The sequence below is a fragment of the Mycetocola sp. genome, assembly GCF_046716805.1.
Taxonomy (GTDB): Bacteria; Actinomycetota; Actinomycetes; order Actinomycetales; family Microbacteriaceae; genus Mycetocola_A.
On sequence record NZ_JBKJWH010000002.1, the window covers coordinates 1 to 15,732 of the forward strand.

At 66.3% G+C, this 15,732-nt stretch carries 19 protein-coding genes; 10 read left to right on the top strand and 9 right to left on the bottom strand.

Annotation, left to right across the window (positions count from 1 at the left end; translation table 11 throughout):
- Nucleotides 1-351: DUF3459 domain-containing protein (locus tag ACLQ62_RS00065; protein WP_411719615.1), on the top strand; the 351-nt coding region annotated here is incomplete at its 5' end.
- 94 nt (nucleotides 352-445) lie between these two features.
- Here the strand turns inward: ACLQ62_RS00065 and rpsO are convergent.
- Nucleotides 446-715, bottom strand: coding sequence for a 30S ribosomal protein S15 (rpsO, locus tag ACLQ62_RS00070; RefSeq protein WP_090710911.1), 270 nt, complete (start codon nucleotides 713-715; stop codon nucleotides 446-448).
- Nucleotides 716-898: 183 nt separating this feature from the next.
- On the opposite strand from rpsO, the gene ACLQ62_RS00075 reads away from it, so the two are divergent.
- The 3 genes from ACLQ62_RS00075 (at nucleotide 899) to ACLQ62_RS00085 (ending at nucleotide 2,661) form a co-directional block, all read left to right on the top strand.
- Nucleotides 899-1,555, top strand: coding sequence for a pyridoxal 5'-phosphate synthase (locus ACLQ62_RS00075; RefSeq protein WP_411719616.1), 657 nt, complete (start codon nucleotides 899-901; stop codon nucleotides 1,553-1,555).
- Between the two features lie 130 nt (nucleotides 1,556-1,685).
- Nucleotides 1,686-2,369: a hypothetical protein gene (locus ACLQ62_RS00080; RefSeq protein ID WP_411719617.1), complete on the top strand. Its 684-nt coding sequence runs from the start codon at nucleotides 1,686-1,688 to the stop codon at nucleotides 2,367-2,369.
- A 91-nt stretch (nucleotides 2,370-2,460) separates the two neighbouring features.
- Nucleotides 2,461-2,661 carry a DUF5302 domain-containing protein gene (locus ACLQ62_RS00085; RefSeq protein WP_411719618.1) on the top strand — a complete coding sequence of 67 codons (201 nt, stop codon included), beginning with the start codon at nucleotides 2,461-2,463 and terminating at the stop codon, nucleotides 2,659-2,661.
- A gap of 246 nt (nucleotides 2,662-2,907) precedes the next feature.
- Here the strand turns inward: ACLQ62_RS00085 and ACLQ62_RS00090 are convergent, their stop codons facing one another.
- Entirely contained in the window at nucleotides 2,908-3,795 is an 888-nt protein-coding gene (locus ACLQ62_RS00090; protein WP_411719619.1) for an LLM class flavin-dependent oxidoreductase, read from the bottom strand.
- An 85-nt stretch (nucleotides 3,796-3,880) separates the two neighbouring features.
- Between ACLQ62_RS00090 and ACLQ62_RS00095 the strand changes: the two genes are divergently transcribed.
- Both ACLQ62_RS00095 and ACLQ62_RS00100 read left to right on the top strand, forming a co-directional pair.
- Nucleotides 3,881-4,960, top strand: a complete 1,080-nt coding sequence (locus tag ACLQ62_RS00095; RefSeq protein ID WP_411719620.1) for a M4 family metallopeptidase — start codon at nucleotides 3,881-3,883, stop codon at nucleotides 4,958-4,960.
- Nucleotides 4,961-5,009: 49 nt separating this feature from the next.
- The gene (locus ACLQ62_RS00100) at nucleotides 5,010-5,384 is read left to right on the top strand and encodes a protealysin inhibitor emfourin (protein WP_411719621.1); all 375 of its coding nucleotides are present in this window, start codon (nucleotides 5,010-5,012) and stop codon (nucleotides 5,382-5,384) included.
- Nucleotides 5,385-5,386: 2 nt separating this feature from the next.
- On the opposite strand, the gene ACLQ62_RS00105 is transcribed toward ACLQ62_RS00100, so the two are convergent.
- The 3 genes from ACLQ62_RS00105 to ACLQ62_RS00115 form a co-directional block, all read right to left on the bottom strand.
- A complete protein-coding gene (locus ACLQ62_RS00105; RefSeq protein ID WP_411719622.1) occupies nucleotides 5,387-6,760 on the bottom strand; it encodes an MFS transporter in 1,374 nt (457 codons plus the stop codon).
- 36 nt (nucleotides 6,761-6,796) lie between these two features.
- Nucleotides 6,797-7,846 (bottom strand): LLM class flavin-dependent oxidoreductase, encoded by a 1,050-nt coding sequence (locus ACLQ62_RS00110; RefSeq protein WP_411719623.1) that lies wholly within the window; start codon nucleotides 7,844-7,846, stop codon nucleotides 6,797-6,799.
- An 86-nt stretch (nucleotides 7,847-7,932) separates the two neighbouring features.
- On the bottom strand, nucleotides 7,933-8,412 hold the full coding sequence (locus ACLQ62_RS00115) for an Lrp/AsnC family transcriptional regulator (protein ID WP_411719624.1): 480 nt from the start codon (nucleotides 8,410-8,412) through the stop codon (nucleotides 7,933-7,935).
- A gap of 107 nt (nucleotides 8,413-8,519) precedes the next feature.
- On the opposite strand from ACLQ62_RS00115, the gene ACLQ62_RS00120 reads away from it, so the two are divergent.
- On the top strand, nucleotides 8,520-9,746 hold the full coding sequence (locus ACLQ62_RS00120) for a trans-sulfuration enzyme family protein (RefSeq protein WP_411719625.1): 1,227 nt from the start codon (nucleotides 8,520-8,522) through the stop codon (nucleotides 9,744-9,746).
- Between the two features lie 10 nt (nucleotides 9,747-9,756).
- Nucleotides 9,757-10,152, top strand: a complete 396-nt coding sequence (locus ACLQ62_RS00125) for a DUF1304 domain-containing protein (RefSeq protein WP_411719626.1) — start codon at nucleotides 9,757-9,759, stop codon at nucleotides 10,150-10,152.
- 40 nt (nucleotides 10,153-10,192) lie between these two features.
- Here the strand turns inward: ACLQ62_RS00125 and ACLQ62_RS00130 are convergent, their stop codons facing one another.
- Nucleotides 10,193-10,720 carry an adenine phosphoribosyltransferase gene (locus ACLQ62_RS00130; RefSeq protein WP_411719627.1) on the bottom strand — a complete coding sequence of 176 codons (528 nt, stop codon included), beginning with the start codon at nucleotides 10,718-10,720 and terminating at the stop codon, nucleotides 10,193-10,195.
- 3 nt (nucleotides 10,721-10,723) lie between these two features.
- Complete coding sequence (locus tag ACLQ62_RS00135) at nucleotides 10,724-11,098, bottom strand: FKBP-type peptidyl-prolyl cis-trans isomerase (protein ID WP_411719628.1); 375 nt, start codon at nucleotides 11,096-11,098, stop codon at nucleotides 10,724-10,726.
- Nucleotides 11,099-11,159: 61 nt separating this feature from the next.
- Here ACLQ62_RS00135 and ACLQ62_RS00140 point away from each other — a divergent pair, with 61 nt between their 5' ends.
- A complete protein-coding gene (locus ACLQ62_RS00140) occupies nucleotides 11,160-12,224 on the top strand; it encodes a hypothetical protein (protein WP_411719629.1) in 1,065 nt (354 codons plus the stop codon).
- A gap of 144 nt (nucleotides 12,225-12,368) precedes the next feature.
- Here ACLQ62_RS00140 and ACLQ62_RS00145 read toward each other — a convergent pair whose 3' ends face one another.
- Nucleotides 12,369-13,544, bottom strand: a complete 1,176-nt coding sequence (locus ACLQ62_RS00145) for a PrsW family intramembrane metalloprotease (protein WP_411719630.1) — start codon at nucleotides 13,542-13,544, stop codon at nucleotides 12,369-12,371.
- A 73-nt stretch (nucleotides 13,545-13,617) separates the two neighbouring features.
- On the opposite strand from ACLQ62_RS00145, the gene ACLQ62_RS00150 reads away from it, so the two are divergent.
- Nucleotides 13,618-14,499, top strand: coding sequence for a fumarylacetoacetate hydrolase family protein (locus ACLQ62_RS00150; protein WP_411719631.1), 882 nt, complete (start codon nucleotides 13,618-13,620; stop codon nucleotides 14,497-14,499).
- 7 nt (nucleotides 14,500-14,506) lie between these two features.
- On the opposite strand, the gene ACLQ62_RS00155 is transcribed toward ACLQ62_RS00150, so the two are convergent.
- On the bottom strand, nucleotides 14,507-15,732 hold a 1,226-nt coding region (locus ACLQ62_RS00155), incomplete at its 5' end, for an aspartate ammonia-lyase (RefSeq protein WP_411719632.1).

Sequence of the window (15,732 nt, forward strand, 5' to 3'; positions counted from 1 at the left end):
ACCCCGTGGATCGCCGTGAACCCGAATTACACCGAGCTCAACGCCGAGGCGGATCGGGCGTCCGGTTCGAGCGCTTTCGACTTCTACCGCAAGCTCATCGCCCTCAGGCACGAGAGCGAGACGGTCGCCCTCGGCAGATTCGAACTGCTCGAGCCGTCACACCCGACGCTGTATGTGTTCACCCGCACGCATGGATCAGAAGTCCTCGCGGTGGTCGCGAACGTGTCGGACGAACCGTTCGACGGCGCGCTTCCCGTCGACATCGGTCCGGCCGAGCTGATGCTCGGGAACTATCCCGTCGAAGCCGACTCTCCCCTGCGTCCGTGGGAAGCGCGACTGTACCGGCTGTGAGCCTCGCGACCGGCGGCATCCGGGTATAAAAAACGGGCCGTTCACCTCGCGGTGAAAGGCCCGTTCTCGAGAATTTTGGTCTCTGAGACTGAGATTAGCGACGCAGTCCGAGACGCTCGATGAGCGAGCGGTAACGGTTGATGTCGACATCAGCCAGGTAGCCAAGCAGGCGGCGACGCTGACCGACGAGCAGAAGCAGGCCACGACGTGAGTGGTGGTCGTGCTTGTGCTCTTTGAGGTGCTCGGTGAGATCCTTGATCCGCTGGGTCATCACGGCGATCTGGACCTCGGGGGATCCGGTGTCACCGGGGTGAGTTGCGTACGCTTCGATGATCGCCTTCTTGGCTTCGCCTTCAAGTGCCATAGGTGAATCCCCTTTTCTCTCGTTGCGCGGTGCCCGTCACAGGATGTGCAGGCTCTCTTTATCCGCGGCCGTTGGACGGCAACCTCAAGAGTTTAGCAGGTTTCGCTGCCCCGGTCGGCGCTAGGGTGTACCCGTTCAGTCGGAACGAGCTCCGTCGTGTGATCACCGTCCGAAAGGGATGCCATGAGCCACCTTCTTCCCTCTCTGCTGCGGTCGGTGCCCAGCTTTCCGGACGACCTTCCGGCGTTTGGCGTGGGTGAGGCACCGGAGGATCCGGTCGATCTCTTCGAGGGCTGGCTGAGCCAGGCCATCGACGCCGGCGTGCTCGCTCCGCATGCCATGACCCTGTCGACGAGCGGGCCGGACGGTGTCGTCACAGCGCGAACGCTCATCCTCAAGGACATCGACGAACGTGGCTGGGTGTTCGCGTCGCGCGATGACGGCGTCAAGGCACGCGACCTGGGGGCGAACCCGTTCGCGGCTCTCACCTTCTTCTGGCCCGCGCTCGGCCGGCAGGTGCGGGTCACCGGTCCCGTCCGCCAACTGCCGCAGGCAGATGGCGAGGCCGACTTCCTCGCCCGGCCGCCCGAGTCGCGCGCCGCGGCGTTCGTGGGGCACCAGAGCGAACCGCTCGGCTCACGGGAAGAGTACGCCGCTGCGTACGCGGATGCCGTTGCCCGCCTCGCCGAGAATCCTCGCCTGGTGGCCCGCACCTGGAACACGTGGGCGGTCGCCGCCGACACCGTCGAGTTCTGGCAGGCCTCCCCCGACCGGGCTCACGTTCGCCTCCAGTACCGGCTTCACAACCGTGCCTGGGAGCGCGGCCTGCTCTGGCCGTGATCGTGTTGCGGCGGGTGTCGTCAGCACGCTCAACCGGATCAGTTGCCGCCGATGTGCGCCCAACAGGAGAAAAGTGCCGCCCTCGCACCTGCTCCCCTGTTGTGCGTTCGAGTGGAGGAGCGTCCCGGCCATGACGACGACGCTGGCGTTCCTGCCCAGTCCGCTGTTGGGGCCCGCGGTGTGGGCCGCCGTCGGCTTTCTGCTCGCCGATCGCGGCTGGACCGTCGCGATTCCGCCGCCGTTCGGCCGGATCCGGAGCCCAGCGGACGTGCTTGCTCACTGGGAGCACGCTCTGTCCGAGGCCGCCGAGTACGTTGTGATGCCGCACAGCAATGCGGGCCTGTATGTACCGGAACTCGGCGAGCGCCGCCGCGTGGTTGGCACCGTGTTCGTCGACGCTGCCCTGCCGCCGGCGACCGGCTCCACTCCGATGGCACCTCCGGGGCTGTACCGGATGCTCGCCGGACTGGCCGACAGCGAAGGCCTCCTGCCACCCTGGACGGAGTGGTGGGGAGACGCCGAGCTGGCCGACCTGTTCCCGGATGCCACGACGCGCGACACCGTCGCCGCCGAACAGGTGCGGCTACCCCTCTCCTACTTCGCCCATCGGATGCCCGTGGCCGCCGGGTGGACGCACCGCCCGGCCGCCTACCTCGCGTTCGGTGACACCTACCAGCGGGAACGGGAGGCGGCAGCGAGCTCGGCGTGGCCCGTGAAGACCCTTCCCGGCGGCCACCTGCTGATGCTGACGGAGCCGACGCTCGTTGCGGCGGCCCTGGAGGATCTGTTGGGCACGCTCGGCATGGCGCGGTGACGCAGAGTCGACTCGCGAATCGACGAACGGGATGGAGACGGAGGCTATACGTGCCTACACTGGACGACATTCCGAAGATCTTGAGGACACCATGAGTACCGAAATTCCAGCACCCGACGCCGACGACACCCATGCGTCGGAGGAGACCAAACGCAAGTTCCGCGAAGCTCTCGAACGCAAGAAGCAACGGTCAGAGGGCAAGGGCACCGACCACCTCGACGGCGAGTCGTCGATTCACTCGACCCACGGTCCTGTGTCGCACCAGCGGGAGTTCCGCCGGAAGAGCGGCTAAACGCTCCGCTCGAACACGAGAAGGGTCGATGTCGCCGTCGCAATCACGCGGCCGGCGGCATCCGTCAACGCGGCTGATGCGAATGCGGCACGCCGTCCGTCGAGGAGGTTCATCCGTTCAGCTTACGGATGCCGCGGCGGCGATCCGTTCGTGACCGGCGTCGAACGGTTTGCAGGAGATCACACGGTTGGCAGGAGAGAAACCGGGATTCGATCCTGACAATCGTGCGATCTCCTATCTGCGCGCTCAGCGCAGACCAGGCAGGCGGGCCGCAACCTCGTCGAGGATGCTTTCCGACCCGGCATAGACGCCGGCAGCTCTCGGCCAGTGCGTGATCACGTCGGTGAAACCGAGGTCGGCAGCCCGGCCGACCGAGTCGTCGAAACGGCCGATGCTCTCCAGCGCGTACGACCCGCCGGAGTCGATCATGAGGTAGCGGTCCACAGACAGCGGGTCCGTGCCGACGGAGACCGCGGCGTCCTCGAAGCGGCCGGCGGCATCCGCGACCGACGTCCACCATCCCTCGTCCACGTCACCGTCCTTACCGGTCGTCACCCAGCCCTGACCGTATTCGGCCGCGACGCGCATTCCCTTCGGACCGTTCGCGGCGACCACGAACGGCACCCGGGGGTGCTGCGCCGGGGCCCCCACCATGCGTGCGTTCACAGCGGTGAACCAGTCGCCGTCGACGCTCACGCCACCGCTGTGGGGCAGTTCGTGCCGCAAGAGCAGGTCGAGCGAAGACACGAACTCAGCGAACCGTTCGTGGCGTTCCCCGGGCGACAGCTCGGGCAGGCCAAGCACGAACGCGTCGAAACCGGTACCACCGGCCCCGATTCCCAGCCGAAGCCGGCCACCGGCGATGTCGTCGAGAGTTGCGATCTCCTTCGCGAATGGCACCGGATGCCGAAAATTCGGCGAAGCGACGATCACCCCCAACCCGATCGTGCCCGTGACGAGAGCCGCAGCCGTGAGTGTCGGAATGGTGGCGTGCCATGGCTCATCGGCGAGCGTGCGCCAGGACAGGTGGTCGTAGGTCCAGGCGGCGTCGAAACCGTACTCTTCGGCGGCCGCCCATTTGCGTCGGGCTTCGGGCCAGGGATCCTGCGGCAGGATCGTGATTCCACATCGCATGCGCCCGAGTCTACGGTCGACCGGATCTGCTCGCCCCGCCGCCCCGGTTACCCCCTCTGTCGGGGGCGGGTGTGAGAATTCCGGTATGACAACGCGACCGATCCCGACACCGACCGCACCCGTAGCATCCGCTGCCGCGCATCGATGCTTCATCGTGCCGCCGTATCTGCTCGCACATCTGGCAACGCTTGAAGACCCGCGGTTACAGCACGCACGCCATGCGGCTCAGCGGGCCCTCGAAAGCGAGCATGTCTTTCACGCCGTCCGGCCGGGCGAGCCGACAACGATGCGTTCGCCCGTGCGACCGAGAGCGTCCCCGACCGCCGACCTCTCGACACCGAACCGCTTCGTGTCGGATGCCGCCGGCACAGAAATCCTGCCCGGTCGCCTCGTCCGCAGCGAGGGTGAACCCCCGCACCGCGACGCCACCGTCAACGAAGCGTACGACGGTCTCGGCCTCACCCACGCGCTCTTCTGGGCGGTGTACTCCCGTGCGTCCATCGACGGCGCCGGGCTCCCACTCGAAGCGACCGTGCACTACGGCAACGCGTATGACAACGCTTTCTGGGACGGCAGCCGCATGGTGTTCGGAGACGGCGACGGACAGGTGTTCGCCGGGTTCACCCGCTCTCTCAGCGTGATCGGCCACGAGCTGACCCACGGATTCATCCAGTACACCGCCAACCTGGTCTATTCAGGCCAGTCCGGTGCACTCAACGAGTCGGTGTCCGACGTGTTCGGGGCCCTCGTCGAACAACACTCGCTCGGGCAGAACGTGAGCGAGGCGAGCTGGCTCATCGGCGAGGGCATCTTCACCGATGACGTGCAGGGCACGGCACTGCGCTCCCTGAAAGCTCCTGGCACCGCATACGACGATGACGTGCTCGGCAAGGATCCCCAGCCTGGGCACATGAACGACTTCGTCGAAACGGATGACGACTACGGCGGGGTGCACATCAACTCCGGCATCCCCAATCGCGCTTTCTACCTCGCCGCTGCGGGTATCGGAGGCAACGCGTGGGATCGCGCGGGCCGGATCTGGTACGAAACCGTGACCACCGAAATCAAGGCGACCACCGACTTCCTCGGCTTCGCCGACGCCACGACGGCGGTGGCCGGCCGGCTTTACGGCCAGCACTCACCCGAGGCTGACGCCGTCCGCTAGGCGTGGCGGGAGGTAGGCGTCACGGACTGAGCGGAGTACGATCGCGGGCATGAAGGTGACCGTGACTCGAAGCGGCGGATTCGCGGGAATCGCCCGCCGCTGGCAGGTATTCGTCGAGCGCGAACCCGACGAGGAGGCGTGGATTCTCCTGCTCCGGCGTCTGCCGTGGGACGACCTGCCCCAGGAACCACCGCAACCCGACCGCTACCTGTACCGGATCAACTACGAACCCCGAAAGACTGCACAGGACGACCGACAGGGCACCGCGGGACCCAGCGAGCCGGTCGTTCCCGGGCCGCGCGAAGTGATCATCCCCGAACAGCGCCTGACCGGGCCTTGGCGTGAGCTCGTCGACCTGGTCCGCGAACGGGATGAGCAGGAACGCGGACCTCACTCCACACATCCGCCCCGCAACGGCCGCTGACTTCAGACGCGGGCCAGCTCCGGCGGCACGACATCGTCGAGGGACTTCCCGCGTTTGTCGGCGAGCGTCAGGGCGGCCCCCGCCGCAACGAGGAAGAAGACGGCGAACACGCTGAACAGCAGGACGTTGCCGCCGACCCCGGTGAGCATCGGCACGGCCAGCGGGGCGAGGATCGACGCGATCCGCCCGACACCGGCCGCCCAGCCCGAACCCGTTCCGCGAAGCGCGGTCGGATACAGCTCCGGGGTCACGGCATAGAGGGCACCCCACGCGCCGAGGTTGAAGAATGACAGCAGCATGCCGGCGCCGATCACCTGCCATTCAGCACCGGCGAGCCCGAACAGCACGGCAGAGACGGCGGACCCGGTGAGGAACACCGCAAGTGTCTTGTTCCTCCCCCATTTCTCGACCAGCCAGGCGGCGACGAGGTAGCCGGGCAGCTGCGCGAGGGTGATGATGAGCGTGTAGCCGAATGATCGGACAAGCGAGAAACCGGATGCCACGAGAATTGTCGGCAGCCAGACGAACGCGCCGTAGTAGGCGAAGTTCACGCAGAACCAGACCAGCCAGAGCGCCGCCGTCTGGACACGGTGCGGCCGCGCCCACAGCGCCGCCACCTGGCGGCCGGCGTCAAGCCGCGGCTGGGCCGGGACATCGACGATCGCGGCCGGCTGTTCCGGCGCTTGCACGCCGGCGGACCGTTCGAATCGCCGAACGGTTCTCTCGGCTTCGGCCGCCCGGCCCCGTGACTCGAGGAACCGAACCGACTCCGGCAGCCCGAACCGCACGAAGGCGGCGTACAGGGCAGGGACCGCACCGATGGCCAGCGCCCAGCGCCACCCTTCAGCGCTTGCCGGAACGACGACGAAACCGATGACCGCCGCGAGCGTCCAGCCGACGGCCCAGAACGCTTCGAGCAGCACGATGACCCGACCGCGGATGCGCGGCGGCGCGAACTCGGACACGAGGGTCGAAGCTACGGGGAGTTCCGCCCCGAGGCCGAGGCCGACGAGGAACCGCAGGGCGATCAGCACCCCGACCGACCAGGCGAGCGCAGACGCACCGGTGGCGATGCCGAAGATCAGCAAGGTGACAGCGAAGACCTGGCGCCGCCCGAACCGGTCGGCGAGAAGCCCTCCGAGGCTCGCGCCGATCGCCATCCCGATGAAGCCCGATGACGCGATCCAGCTGAGTTCGGTCCCGGTCAGGCTCCACGTCACCGCCAACTGGGCGAGGACGAACGAGATGAGCCCGACATCCATCGCGTCGAGCGCCCAGCCCATGCCGGAGCCGACGAGGAGCTTTCGGTGCTCTCGCGTGAACGGAAGGGCATCCAGGCGGGACAGCCGCGAATTCGGGCTTTCGGTTTCGCTCATCTGTTCATTCTCCCGCGTGTGCGCCGCGGCCGTGCGTCAAGCGGCTGTGTCGTTCTCGAACTCCTCGGCGAGCAGGCGAAGGGTGCGAACCCGCCCGGGGGTCCGGTCGGCCGGTTCGGCGTCGAAAGCCGAGGCACCGGGCGACACCATCACTTCGTCCACGTCGAAGCGCCTCGCGAGTTCCCGGACCCGGCGGGCGGCGCCAACAGGTTCGTCGATGATCCAGCTGCCCAGGGACGCAGCGATGAACTCGTCCTGCAGCGCGGTCATCGTCGTTGCCTGTGCCTCTTCCACCGTCGCCAGCCGGCCGAGGGGCTCGTTGGTGCGCAGCCGGGCCATGTGCTGCAGGTTGGGCAGGGCCAACGCGTGTGCCTCGGATGCCGTGGGCGCGACGACCACGTTCGCGGTCACGAACGTGCGTGGTGCGTCGAGCAGGTGCGACGCCCGGAACTGGCTCCGGTAGATTTCCAGGGCGCGTTCGGCCCCGGCCCCGGCGAAGTGATGGGCGAAGACGTACGGGAGGCCGAGGGAGGCGGCGAGGGTTGCCGAATAGTCGCTCGAGCCGAGCAGCCACATGTCGGGTGAGCTCGTCGCTGCGGGGGTCGCCCGCAACTCATACTCGGTGCCGCTGGTGAGCCGGACGGTCGCGCCTTCATCGCTGAGCAGGGTCGCGATGTCGCTGACGTAATTCGGGAAGCTGTTCACATCGCTGGTTGCGCCAGAGCGGTTCAGCACGGCGGTGACCACCGGGTCGCTGCCCGGGGCTCTGCCGAGACCGAGGTCGATCCGTCCAGGAGTCGCGGCCTCCAGAAGCGCGAACTGTTCCGCGACGACAAGCGGCGCGTGGTTGGGAAGCATCACACCGCCGGATCCGACCCGGATCCGCTTCGTGTGGGCAGCAAGGATCCCGATGATCACCGCCGGGTTCGTCGACGCGACCGACGGCATGTTGTGATGCTCAGCTACCCAGTAGCGCTCATAGCCAAGGTCATCGGCGGCGCGCGCCAGCTCAAGAGTGGCGGCGAGCGCCTCAGCGGAGGATTGCCGGGAACGGACAGGGACGAGATCGAGAACAGAGAGTTTCACACACACAACCTTTCCCTGAGTCCAAGGTGCCACCCTCGCGAGACATTCCCTCCCCCGCTGGTCGGCTCAGGGTCCGGCGGTGAGACTCAGGCGAGGAGTTGCTGCCAGCCGGTCCCGGCCGCGTGTTCGAAGACGAGGTTCGTCTCGGTGTGAGCGACGGCCGGGTGTCCGGTCAGGTACTGAACGACGAATTCGCGGAGGTCGGCCGTGCTGCGCGCGGCGACGTGCATGAGGTAGTCATCACGCCCGCCCATGTGGAACATCGACAGCACGCCGGGCCAGGCGAGCGCTTCACGCCGGAATTTCTGAATGTCCGCGCGGTTGTGCTGGGCGAGCTGCACGGCGATGAGGGCCTGGAGCGGAGCGCCGAGAACGGCCAGGTCGATGTCCGCGTGGTACCCGGTGATGTGGCCGGACTGGTGCAGCCGGCGCAACCGGAGCGACACCGTGGACTCGGCGAGCCCGAGGTCGGTCGCCAGCTGGGATCCGGATGCCCTCGCGTTCGTCGACAGGGCGCGGAGCAGAGCGCGATCGGTGCTGTCGAGCTGTGGCTTCTTCGGTTCCATTGCTGTTTTCCCTCGTGCCTGTGCATCATCTGCGGTGAAGACGCCGTATACCCAGAGTACCTGTTACCGGCCTTGTGTGCGATCGAAGAAAATGCTGAGATTCCCGCATGCTCAATGACGATGCACGGTTCGATACCCTCGCGGTCCACGGCGGCATGGACGATCTCCGCGACCGGGGCACCCACGTTCCCCCCATCGACCTGTCGACCACGAACCCGTTGTCCGGGATCGAGTCCGGCGGCGACTCGTACGAGAACCTGGCGACGGGCCATCCGCTTGCTGACGGGGCTTCTGCGGTCTACCAGCGACTCTGGCAGCCGGGAGTCGCCCGGTTCGAGGAGTCGCTGGCGGCTCTCGAAGGCGCAGAGGGCGCGGTCGCCTTCAGCACAGGGATGGCAGCCCTCTCCGCGGTTCTGATCGCCGGCGTCCGCGCGGGTGCCCGCCATGTCGTCGCCCTCCGCCCGTTGTACGGCGGGACCGACCATGTTCTCGAGTCCGGGTTTCTCGGCACGACGGTCACCTGGTGTACGCCCGGCGAGGTCGCCAAGGCACTCCGCCCGGACACCGGTCTGGTGATCCTCGAGTCCCCAGCCAACCCCACCCTGGATCTGATCGACATCGCCGCTGTGGTCGCTCAGGCCGGCGATGTGCCCGTTCTTGTCGACAACACCTTCGCTTCCCCCGTGCTGCAGCAGCCGATTCGCCACGGTGCGACTCTCGTGATGCACAGCGCAACCAAGTACCTCGGAGGGCACGGCGATGTGATGGGCGGCGTCATTGCCGGCCCCGAGGACTGGCTGGTCCGGCTCCGACAGGTGCGTGCGCTCACCGGCGGGCTGCTGCATCCGTTCGCCGCGTATCTCCTCCACCGCGGCCTGCGAACTCTGCCGGTCCGCGTTCGCGCGCAGCAGGAAACCGCTTCTCTCCTCGCTGCGCGACTCGACGGGCACCCTGGGGTGCGCGAGGTGCTGTACCCGGGGCTTCCCGGTCGCGACCCGAACGGCTTGATCGGGCGCCAGCTCGCCGGCCCCGGATCGATCCTCGCCCTCGACCTCGGCAGTTTCGCCGCAGCCCGGGCCTTCACCGAAGCCTGCACCCTTGTCACCCACGCGGTGTCGCTCGGCGGGGTGGACTCTCTCGTCCAGCATCCGGCATCGCTCACCCATCGTCCCGTTGCCGAGGAGGCACGCCCGGGGGCTGGGATGGTCAGGTTGTCGATCGGGCTCGAGCACGTCGAGGACATCGCAACCGATCTCTTCTCAGCGCTCGATGCCGTCGGTGCGGCCATCGACATCCGGCCGGGAATGCTGACAAACGGATTCCCGGCGCAATAGGCTCGGCCACATGGCCATCCTCATCACGATCGCTGCGACCCTGTCGGCCGCGATCCACGTGCTCATCTTCTACTGGGAGTCACTGGCGTGGACCCGGCCGGCCGTCTGGAAGCGGTTCGGACTCGTGAGCGCCGAGGACGCCGAGACCACCAGGGTGTTCGCATACAACCAGGGCTACTACAACCTGTTTCTCGCGATCGGGGCGATCGTCGGCTCCGTGCTCTACGGACTGGGAGCGACCGATGCCGGCTTCGCTCTTGGCCTGTTTTCCGTGTCGTGCATGTTCGCTGCGGCGATCGTGTTGGTGACGAGCGGACCTGGCCGGCTTCGCGCTGCGGCGGTGCAGGGGTTCTTCCCGCTGATCACCATCGTGCTTTACATCGTGAGCTGGGCCACGGAGCGCTGACGCGTTCATCGCGCGCACCGGCGCGCCGCGTGAGGCGGGGTCAGGCGGGTTCAGCCACGATGGCGTAGAGGTCGTATTCGGCGAGCCGTTCCCGGCCTCCGAGGCCCTGCAACTCGAGCACGAGGCCGAGGCCGGCCACGTCATATCCGGCACGTTCCACCAGCCGAGCGGCGGCGCCGCAACTGCCACCGGTCGCCAGCACGTCGTCGAGGATCAGCACGCGAGAGCCGGCGGCGAGCTGGCCTGGTCTTATTTCGAGGGTGGCGGTGCCGTACTCGAGGGCGTAGTCCTCGGTGAGGACGTCGCCCGGCAGCTTGCCGCCTTTCCGCACCGCGACAAGCGGAACACGGGCAGCGTATGCGAGTGCTGCCGCGAGGAGGAACCCGCGCGCTTCGACTCCGGCGACAGCATCAAAGCGACCCGCGAAACGCGCCGCAATGTCGTCGATCACCGCGGTGAACACATCAGCGTCGGCGAAAACGGGCGTCAGGTCACGGAACACGATCCCGGGCTTCGGAAAGTCCGGGATCGTGTCGCTTCGTTCGAGAACGAGGTCAGAGACGTTCAAGCGCTACTTCACACCGAGGAGGTCGATGATGAAAATCAAGGTCTGGCCGGACAGCGGGTGGTTGCCACCCGCGGCACCATACGCGAGGCTCGGCGGGACGGTCAGCTTGCGGCGGCCGCCGACTTTCATGCCGGGGATGCCTTCCTGCCAGCCCGCAATGAGGTTGCGGAGCGGGAAGTTGATCGACTCGCCGCGGCTCCAGGACGAGTCGAACTCGTCGCCGGAGTCGTACGAGACGCCGAGGTAGTGCACGTTGACGGTGGAAGAGGCCTGCGCCTCGTCGCCGTCTCCGACGATGAGGTCTACGACCTCGAGTTCGGTGGGGGCTGGGCCCTCCGGGGCGTCGATCTCGGGCTTGGTGTTCTGCGATTCGGTCATGGGACCATCCAACCCCCTTCACCGCCCACGCGTCAAAGCGGGACGCCGATAGGCTCGGCGCGTGACCGACCGAGACTACTCCGCCCTCACCCGCCCAGTGACCCCACAAGAGGTGAAGGAATTTCGTCGATGGGCCCGTTCCTCCGGCTGGATCCACACCGCACGTGCGCCGGTATCCCCGCTCACCGTCATTGTCGCACTTGTCGGTGGCATCGTCGCGTTCATCGTTCTCGGTAGCTTCTTCACCGTCTTCGCTTCAATTTTCACGCGAGGCACCGCAGCTGAGGGTATCGGCACGGTGGCCGTGCCCGTGCTGTTCACGGCCATCGCCGCCGGGCTTGCGGGCACTGCCTGGCGCAGCTGGACCGGGACAGCGAAAACGTGGGACAAACACCTGAGACTGAGGCAATTCGCCGCCGCCAGGAGGTCGACCTACGTGGGCCACCTGCCCGACCCCGCGTATCCGGGGATGATCTTCGGCATCGGAACTTTTCGCTCGGTGTACGACTCCGTGCGGGCGGACACTGGCCGGCCCCTCGAGGCCGCCAACTACCGCTACACCGTGAGGCGGGACAAAGGCAGCACCGTTTACCGCTGGGGTTACCTGGCCCTGCAACTTGATCGCCGGTTGCCGCACATGGTGCTCGACGCGAGGAGCAACAACCTGCTCTTCGGCTCGAATCTTCCGCGCCGGTTCGGCAAGGACTCGGTGCTCTCGCTGGAAGGTGACTTCGACCGGCACTTCACGCTTTACTGCCCTCCGGAGTACGGCCGCGACGCGCTGTACGTATTCACGCCAGACCTCATGGCGCTTCTGATCGACGAGTCATCCGCATTCGACGTCGAAATTGTCGATGACTGGATGTTCGTCTACTCGACCCAACCGTTCGACCTGGTGCAGCCGGCGGTGTGGCAGCGGCTCGACCGGATCGTCGACACCGTCGGGTCGAAGACCCTCTGCCAGACCGCGCGATACGCGGACGAACGGGTTTCCGATCCACGCCTCAACATCGTGGCGCCGCAGGGGCGCCGGCTCAGACGGGGAATCGCCCCCGGGGCCATCGTCATGTCGGTGATCGGTATCGGCAGCGTCGCAGCGTTTCACGCTCTCCGCATCTGGGGCTGAGCGAGAGAAAAACCTTGCACTCTCGGCGACTCCGGTGCATGCTGGAGGCGGAACAACTCATCGCCCCGTCGACCTGCAGGCACTGCCGCGGCACAGGGCGATGAGTTCGTTAACGGGTGGATTTCTCCCTGTACGGATGCCCCGTCAGCGCCCGAGAAGTTGCTGCCTGGCGGAAGCCACCGCGGCCAGAAGTTCGCTTTCGGTTCGGCGGTGCACGAGCTCGTTCCTTCCCGTGATCATCCGCTGGCGGGTCATCGCCAGTCGGGTGGCATCCCGGGTGAAGGCTGTCATCGCGGCGCCCCGGTTCCCGGGCAGCGTCCTCGCCCAGGCACGCGCTTGCCTGCGTCCGGGCCAGGTTGCCAGCATCTCCACCTCGGTCGGCGTGAACCAGCCCGCCCGCGCATACTCGCCCAGCCTCGCCCGTGTCAGCCGGATCTCATGGCGTCTCACCAGCGCGGTCATGAAAATCAGTGCCAGGAAGATCGGGACCTGCACGAGGACGAAGTACGACGCGTACGACTCGAGCGATGTGACAAGGAACGTCGCGCCGTTCCACAGAGCGTGGAGCAGGATCGCGCCGACCATACCGACCACGGCATAGCCCACGGCACTGACTCCGGCGTGCCGTCGAGCCGCGATGCCCAGAGCAAGACCGGTGAGTGCCGTGAACGTGGCGTGGGCAAAGGGCGACATGATGGCGCGCATGAAGAAGGTCAGCCCCAGCTCATCCGCCCCGCCTTCGATCAGGGCCAGTCCGAAGTACTGGATGTTCTCGGTGAACGCGAAACCCGCGGCGATGACGATGGCGTACACAAGACCGTCGACCGGGCCCGAGAAGTGCTTGTGCACCGCGAAGAAGAGGATCAGCAGCCCGAGTCCCTTCGCAACCTCCTCGACGATCGGCGCCTGAACTGTTGCGCCGAGCACGGCATCGGCTCCCTGCCCGGTGGTCAGAAGCGCGGTGACTTGAACCCCCAGGTCAACAAGAAGGGCGATCGCCACCGACGCGGCTGCACCCCAGAGAAAGGCGAAGAGAAGCGCCAGCCTCGGCTCAGGCTCCCAACGATCGATCCAGGCGACGGCGCCCAGCACGACCGCGAGAGGCAGCAGTGCCGCGAAAAACCCGACGGCCACAGCACCTGGCCCGAGGAAGAGCGTGAGATAGCCGAAGACGACCAGGAACACCAGGCCAAGAACCACGACGCCGAGGATGCCGAGGATGCCGCCGATCGGGCTCGGAGGAACCGGGCTGGTCCAGACGGGCCGGGCCGGGTGGGGCGCGCGGACGGGCTGCGGATGCTCGAAAGGCGAGTACGACATGCGAACACAGTAGCGCTGCGCGCCGCTGACGCGAGGCGTCAACCGGCATCCGGTGGTCAGCTAGCCTAGGACGGTGAGATTCTCGCATTTCGTCAATGAGGCGAACACCGGCTCCCCCGTCCGACTCGCACTTGTGCAGGCTGACGGTGCTCTCTTTCTCGACGAAATCCTCGATGAGGCACCCGAGACCCTCCAGCGGCTGATCGAACGCGGCGACGACGAACTCCAACGGGTTCGCAGCCACTCGCACGTGGCTCTCAGCCAGGGCGTCGAACTCACGCCGATCGGCGGACTGCGCCACGCCTCGGCCGTGCTCGGAACCCCCCAGATCATCGCGATCGGCCTCAATTACTCCGCCCACTCCTCCGAATTGAATCTCAAGGCCGACAAAGCACCGACGGTGTTCTCGCTCTGGCCGAACTCCCTCACAGGACACGACAGCACTACGGCATGGCCGCGCGCGCTCAGCGAAGCGATCGACTATGAAGCGGAACTCGGTGTGATCATCGGCAAAGCCGCGAAGGACGTTTCAGAAGCGGATGCCCTCGATCACGTTTTCGGATACACGGTCGTCAACGACATCACTGCACGCGACATCCAGTACTCGGAGGCGCAGTGGTCGAGGTGCAAATCTTTCGACGGCTTCACCCCTACCGGCCCGAGCGTGGTCACGAGGGATGAAATTCCGGACCCGCAGAACCTCAACATCACCACCGTGCTCGATGGTCACCTCATGCAGGATTCGTCGACTGGGATGATGATCCGGTCGGTGGCGACCCTGATCTCGTACCTGTCCCGATCGGCGACGTTGCTCCCTGGCACGCTCATCTCAACGGGCAGCCCGGGAGGCGCCGGTTACTCCCGTGACCCGCAGGTGTTCCTCCGGGACCGATCGACGGTGACGGTGTCCGTTGAGGGGCTCGGTGAACTCACCACCCACTGCCGGATGACCTGAGCTGCCGTCAGGGTTGCCCGCTCCCCTCGAGGCTGGTGTGAACCTCGCCCTCGGTGCTGTGCTCAACGGTGCCGTCGAGGATCGGAATGGCTGTCGTCAGCGATTCCAGACCGGACAGGCGTGCCGGTGACAACTGCTTCATCACCTCGTCGCGCGTCATCAGCTCCGATTCGACGACGAGGTCGGCGATATTGCGCTTGGTGAGCAGTGCCGTCTTGGCGAGTGCGGCCGCAGCTGAATAGCCGATGAACGGCGTCAGGGCGGTGATGACTCCGACGGAGGAGCCGACCATGGTCTGGAGCCGTTCCTCATTGGCGGTGATGCCGTCGATGCAGTTGATCCGCAGGGTGTGGCAGGCCTGCGCCATCCACGTGATGCTCTGCAGCAGTGAGTGGGCGATGACCGGCTCGAAGGCGTTCAGCTGCAACTGGCCTGCTTCGGCGGCCATCGTCACCGTCATGTCGGCGCCGACAACGGAGAAAGCGACCTGGTTGACGACCTCCGGAATGACCGGGTTGACCTTGCCCGGCATGATGCTCGATCCGGCCTGCACCGCCGGCAGGTTGATCTCACCGAACCCGGCCTGAGGCCCGCTGGACAGCAGACGGAGGTCGTTGCAGATTTTCGACAGCTTGATCGCGGAGCGTTTGAGCGTGCCGCTGAATGACATGAAGCCGCCCGCGTCGCTCGTGGACTCGATCAGGTCTGGCGCTGTTTCGCAACTGAGGCCGGTGATCCGGTTGAGGTGGCTGACGACGGTCGCCGCGTAACGGGGATCCGCTGTGATGCCTGTTCCGATGGCGGTCGCACCGAGGTAGATTTCGGCGAGCAGCCACCGGGTCTCGATGAGTCTGGCATGGTCTTCACCCAGGGTGGTGGCGAAACCGTGAAATTCCTGTCCCAATGTCATCGGGACGGCATCCTGCAACTGGGTCCGTCCCACTTTGAGGAGGTGTCGGAACTCGGCGGACTTGCGCGAGAAGGAATCCTGAAGGAGGGCGAGCTCGTCGAGCAGCGTCTGCAGCGAGAATGACAGCGCGATCTTGATGGCCGTCGGGTACACGTCGTTAGTCGACTGGCTGCGGTTGGTGTGGTCGATCGGTGAGATGAACGCGTAGTCACCTTTCGGCCGGCCGGCGATCTCAAGCGCGACGTTGCTGATCACCTCGTTGGCATTCATGTTGGTCGAGGTTCCTGCACCGCCCTGGATCACACCGACGACGAACTCTTCGT

Coding starts and splice junctions, on each gene's coding strand:
- rpsO (WP_090710911.1), bottom strand. CDS start 715: ATGGCACTTGAAGGCGAAGCCAAGAAGGCGATCATCGAAGCGTACGCA.
- ACLQ62_RS00075 (WP_411719616.1), top strand. CDS start 899: ATGAGCCACCTTCTTCCCTCTCTGCTGCGGTCGGTGCCCAGCTTTCCG.
- ACLQ62_RS00080 (WP_411719617.1), top strand. CDS start 1,686: ATGACGACGACGCTGGCGTTCCTGCCCAGTCCGCTGTTGGGGCCCGCG.
- ACLQ62_RS00085 (WP_411719618.1), top strand. CDS start 2,461: ATGAGTACCGAAATTCCAGCACCCGACGCCGACGACACCCATGCGTCG.
- ACLQ62_RS00090 (WP_411719619.1), bottom strand. CDS start 3,795: ATGCGATGTGGAATCACGATCCTGCCGCAGGATCCCTGGCCCGAAGCC.
- ACLQ62_RS00095 (WP_411719620.1), top strand. CDS start 3,881: ATGACAACGCGACCGATCCCGACACCGACCGCACCCGTAGCATCCGCT.
- ACLQ62_RS00100 (WP_411719621.1), top strand. CDS start 5,010: ATGAAGGTGACCGTGACTCGAAGCGGCGGATTCGCGGGAATCGCCCGC.
- ACLQ62_RS00105 (WP_411719622.1), bottom strand. CDS start 6,760: ATGAGCGAAACCGAAAGCCCGAATTCGCGGCTGTCCCGCCTGGATGCC.
- ACLQ62_RS00115 (WP_411719624.1), bottom strand. CDS start 8,412: ATGGAACCGAAGAAGCCACAGCTCGACAGCACCGATCGCGCTCTGCTC.
- ACLQ62_RS00120 (WP_411719625.1), top strand. CDS start 8,520: ATGCTCAATGACGATGCACGGTTCGATACCCTCGCGGTCCACGGCGGC.
- ACLQ62_RS00125 (WP_411719626.1), top strand. CDS start 9,757: ATGGCCATCCTCATCACGATCGCTGCGACCCTGTCGGCCGCGATCCAC.
- ACLQ62_RS00135 (WP_411719628.1), bottom strand. CDS start 11,098: ATGACCGAATCGCAGAACACCAAGCCCGAGATCGACGCCCCGGAGGGC.
- ACLQ62_RS00145 (WP_411719630.1), bottom strand. CDS start 13,544: ATGTCGTACTCGCCTTTCGAGCATCCGCAGCCCGTCCGCGCGCCCCAC.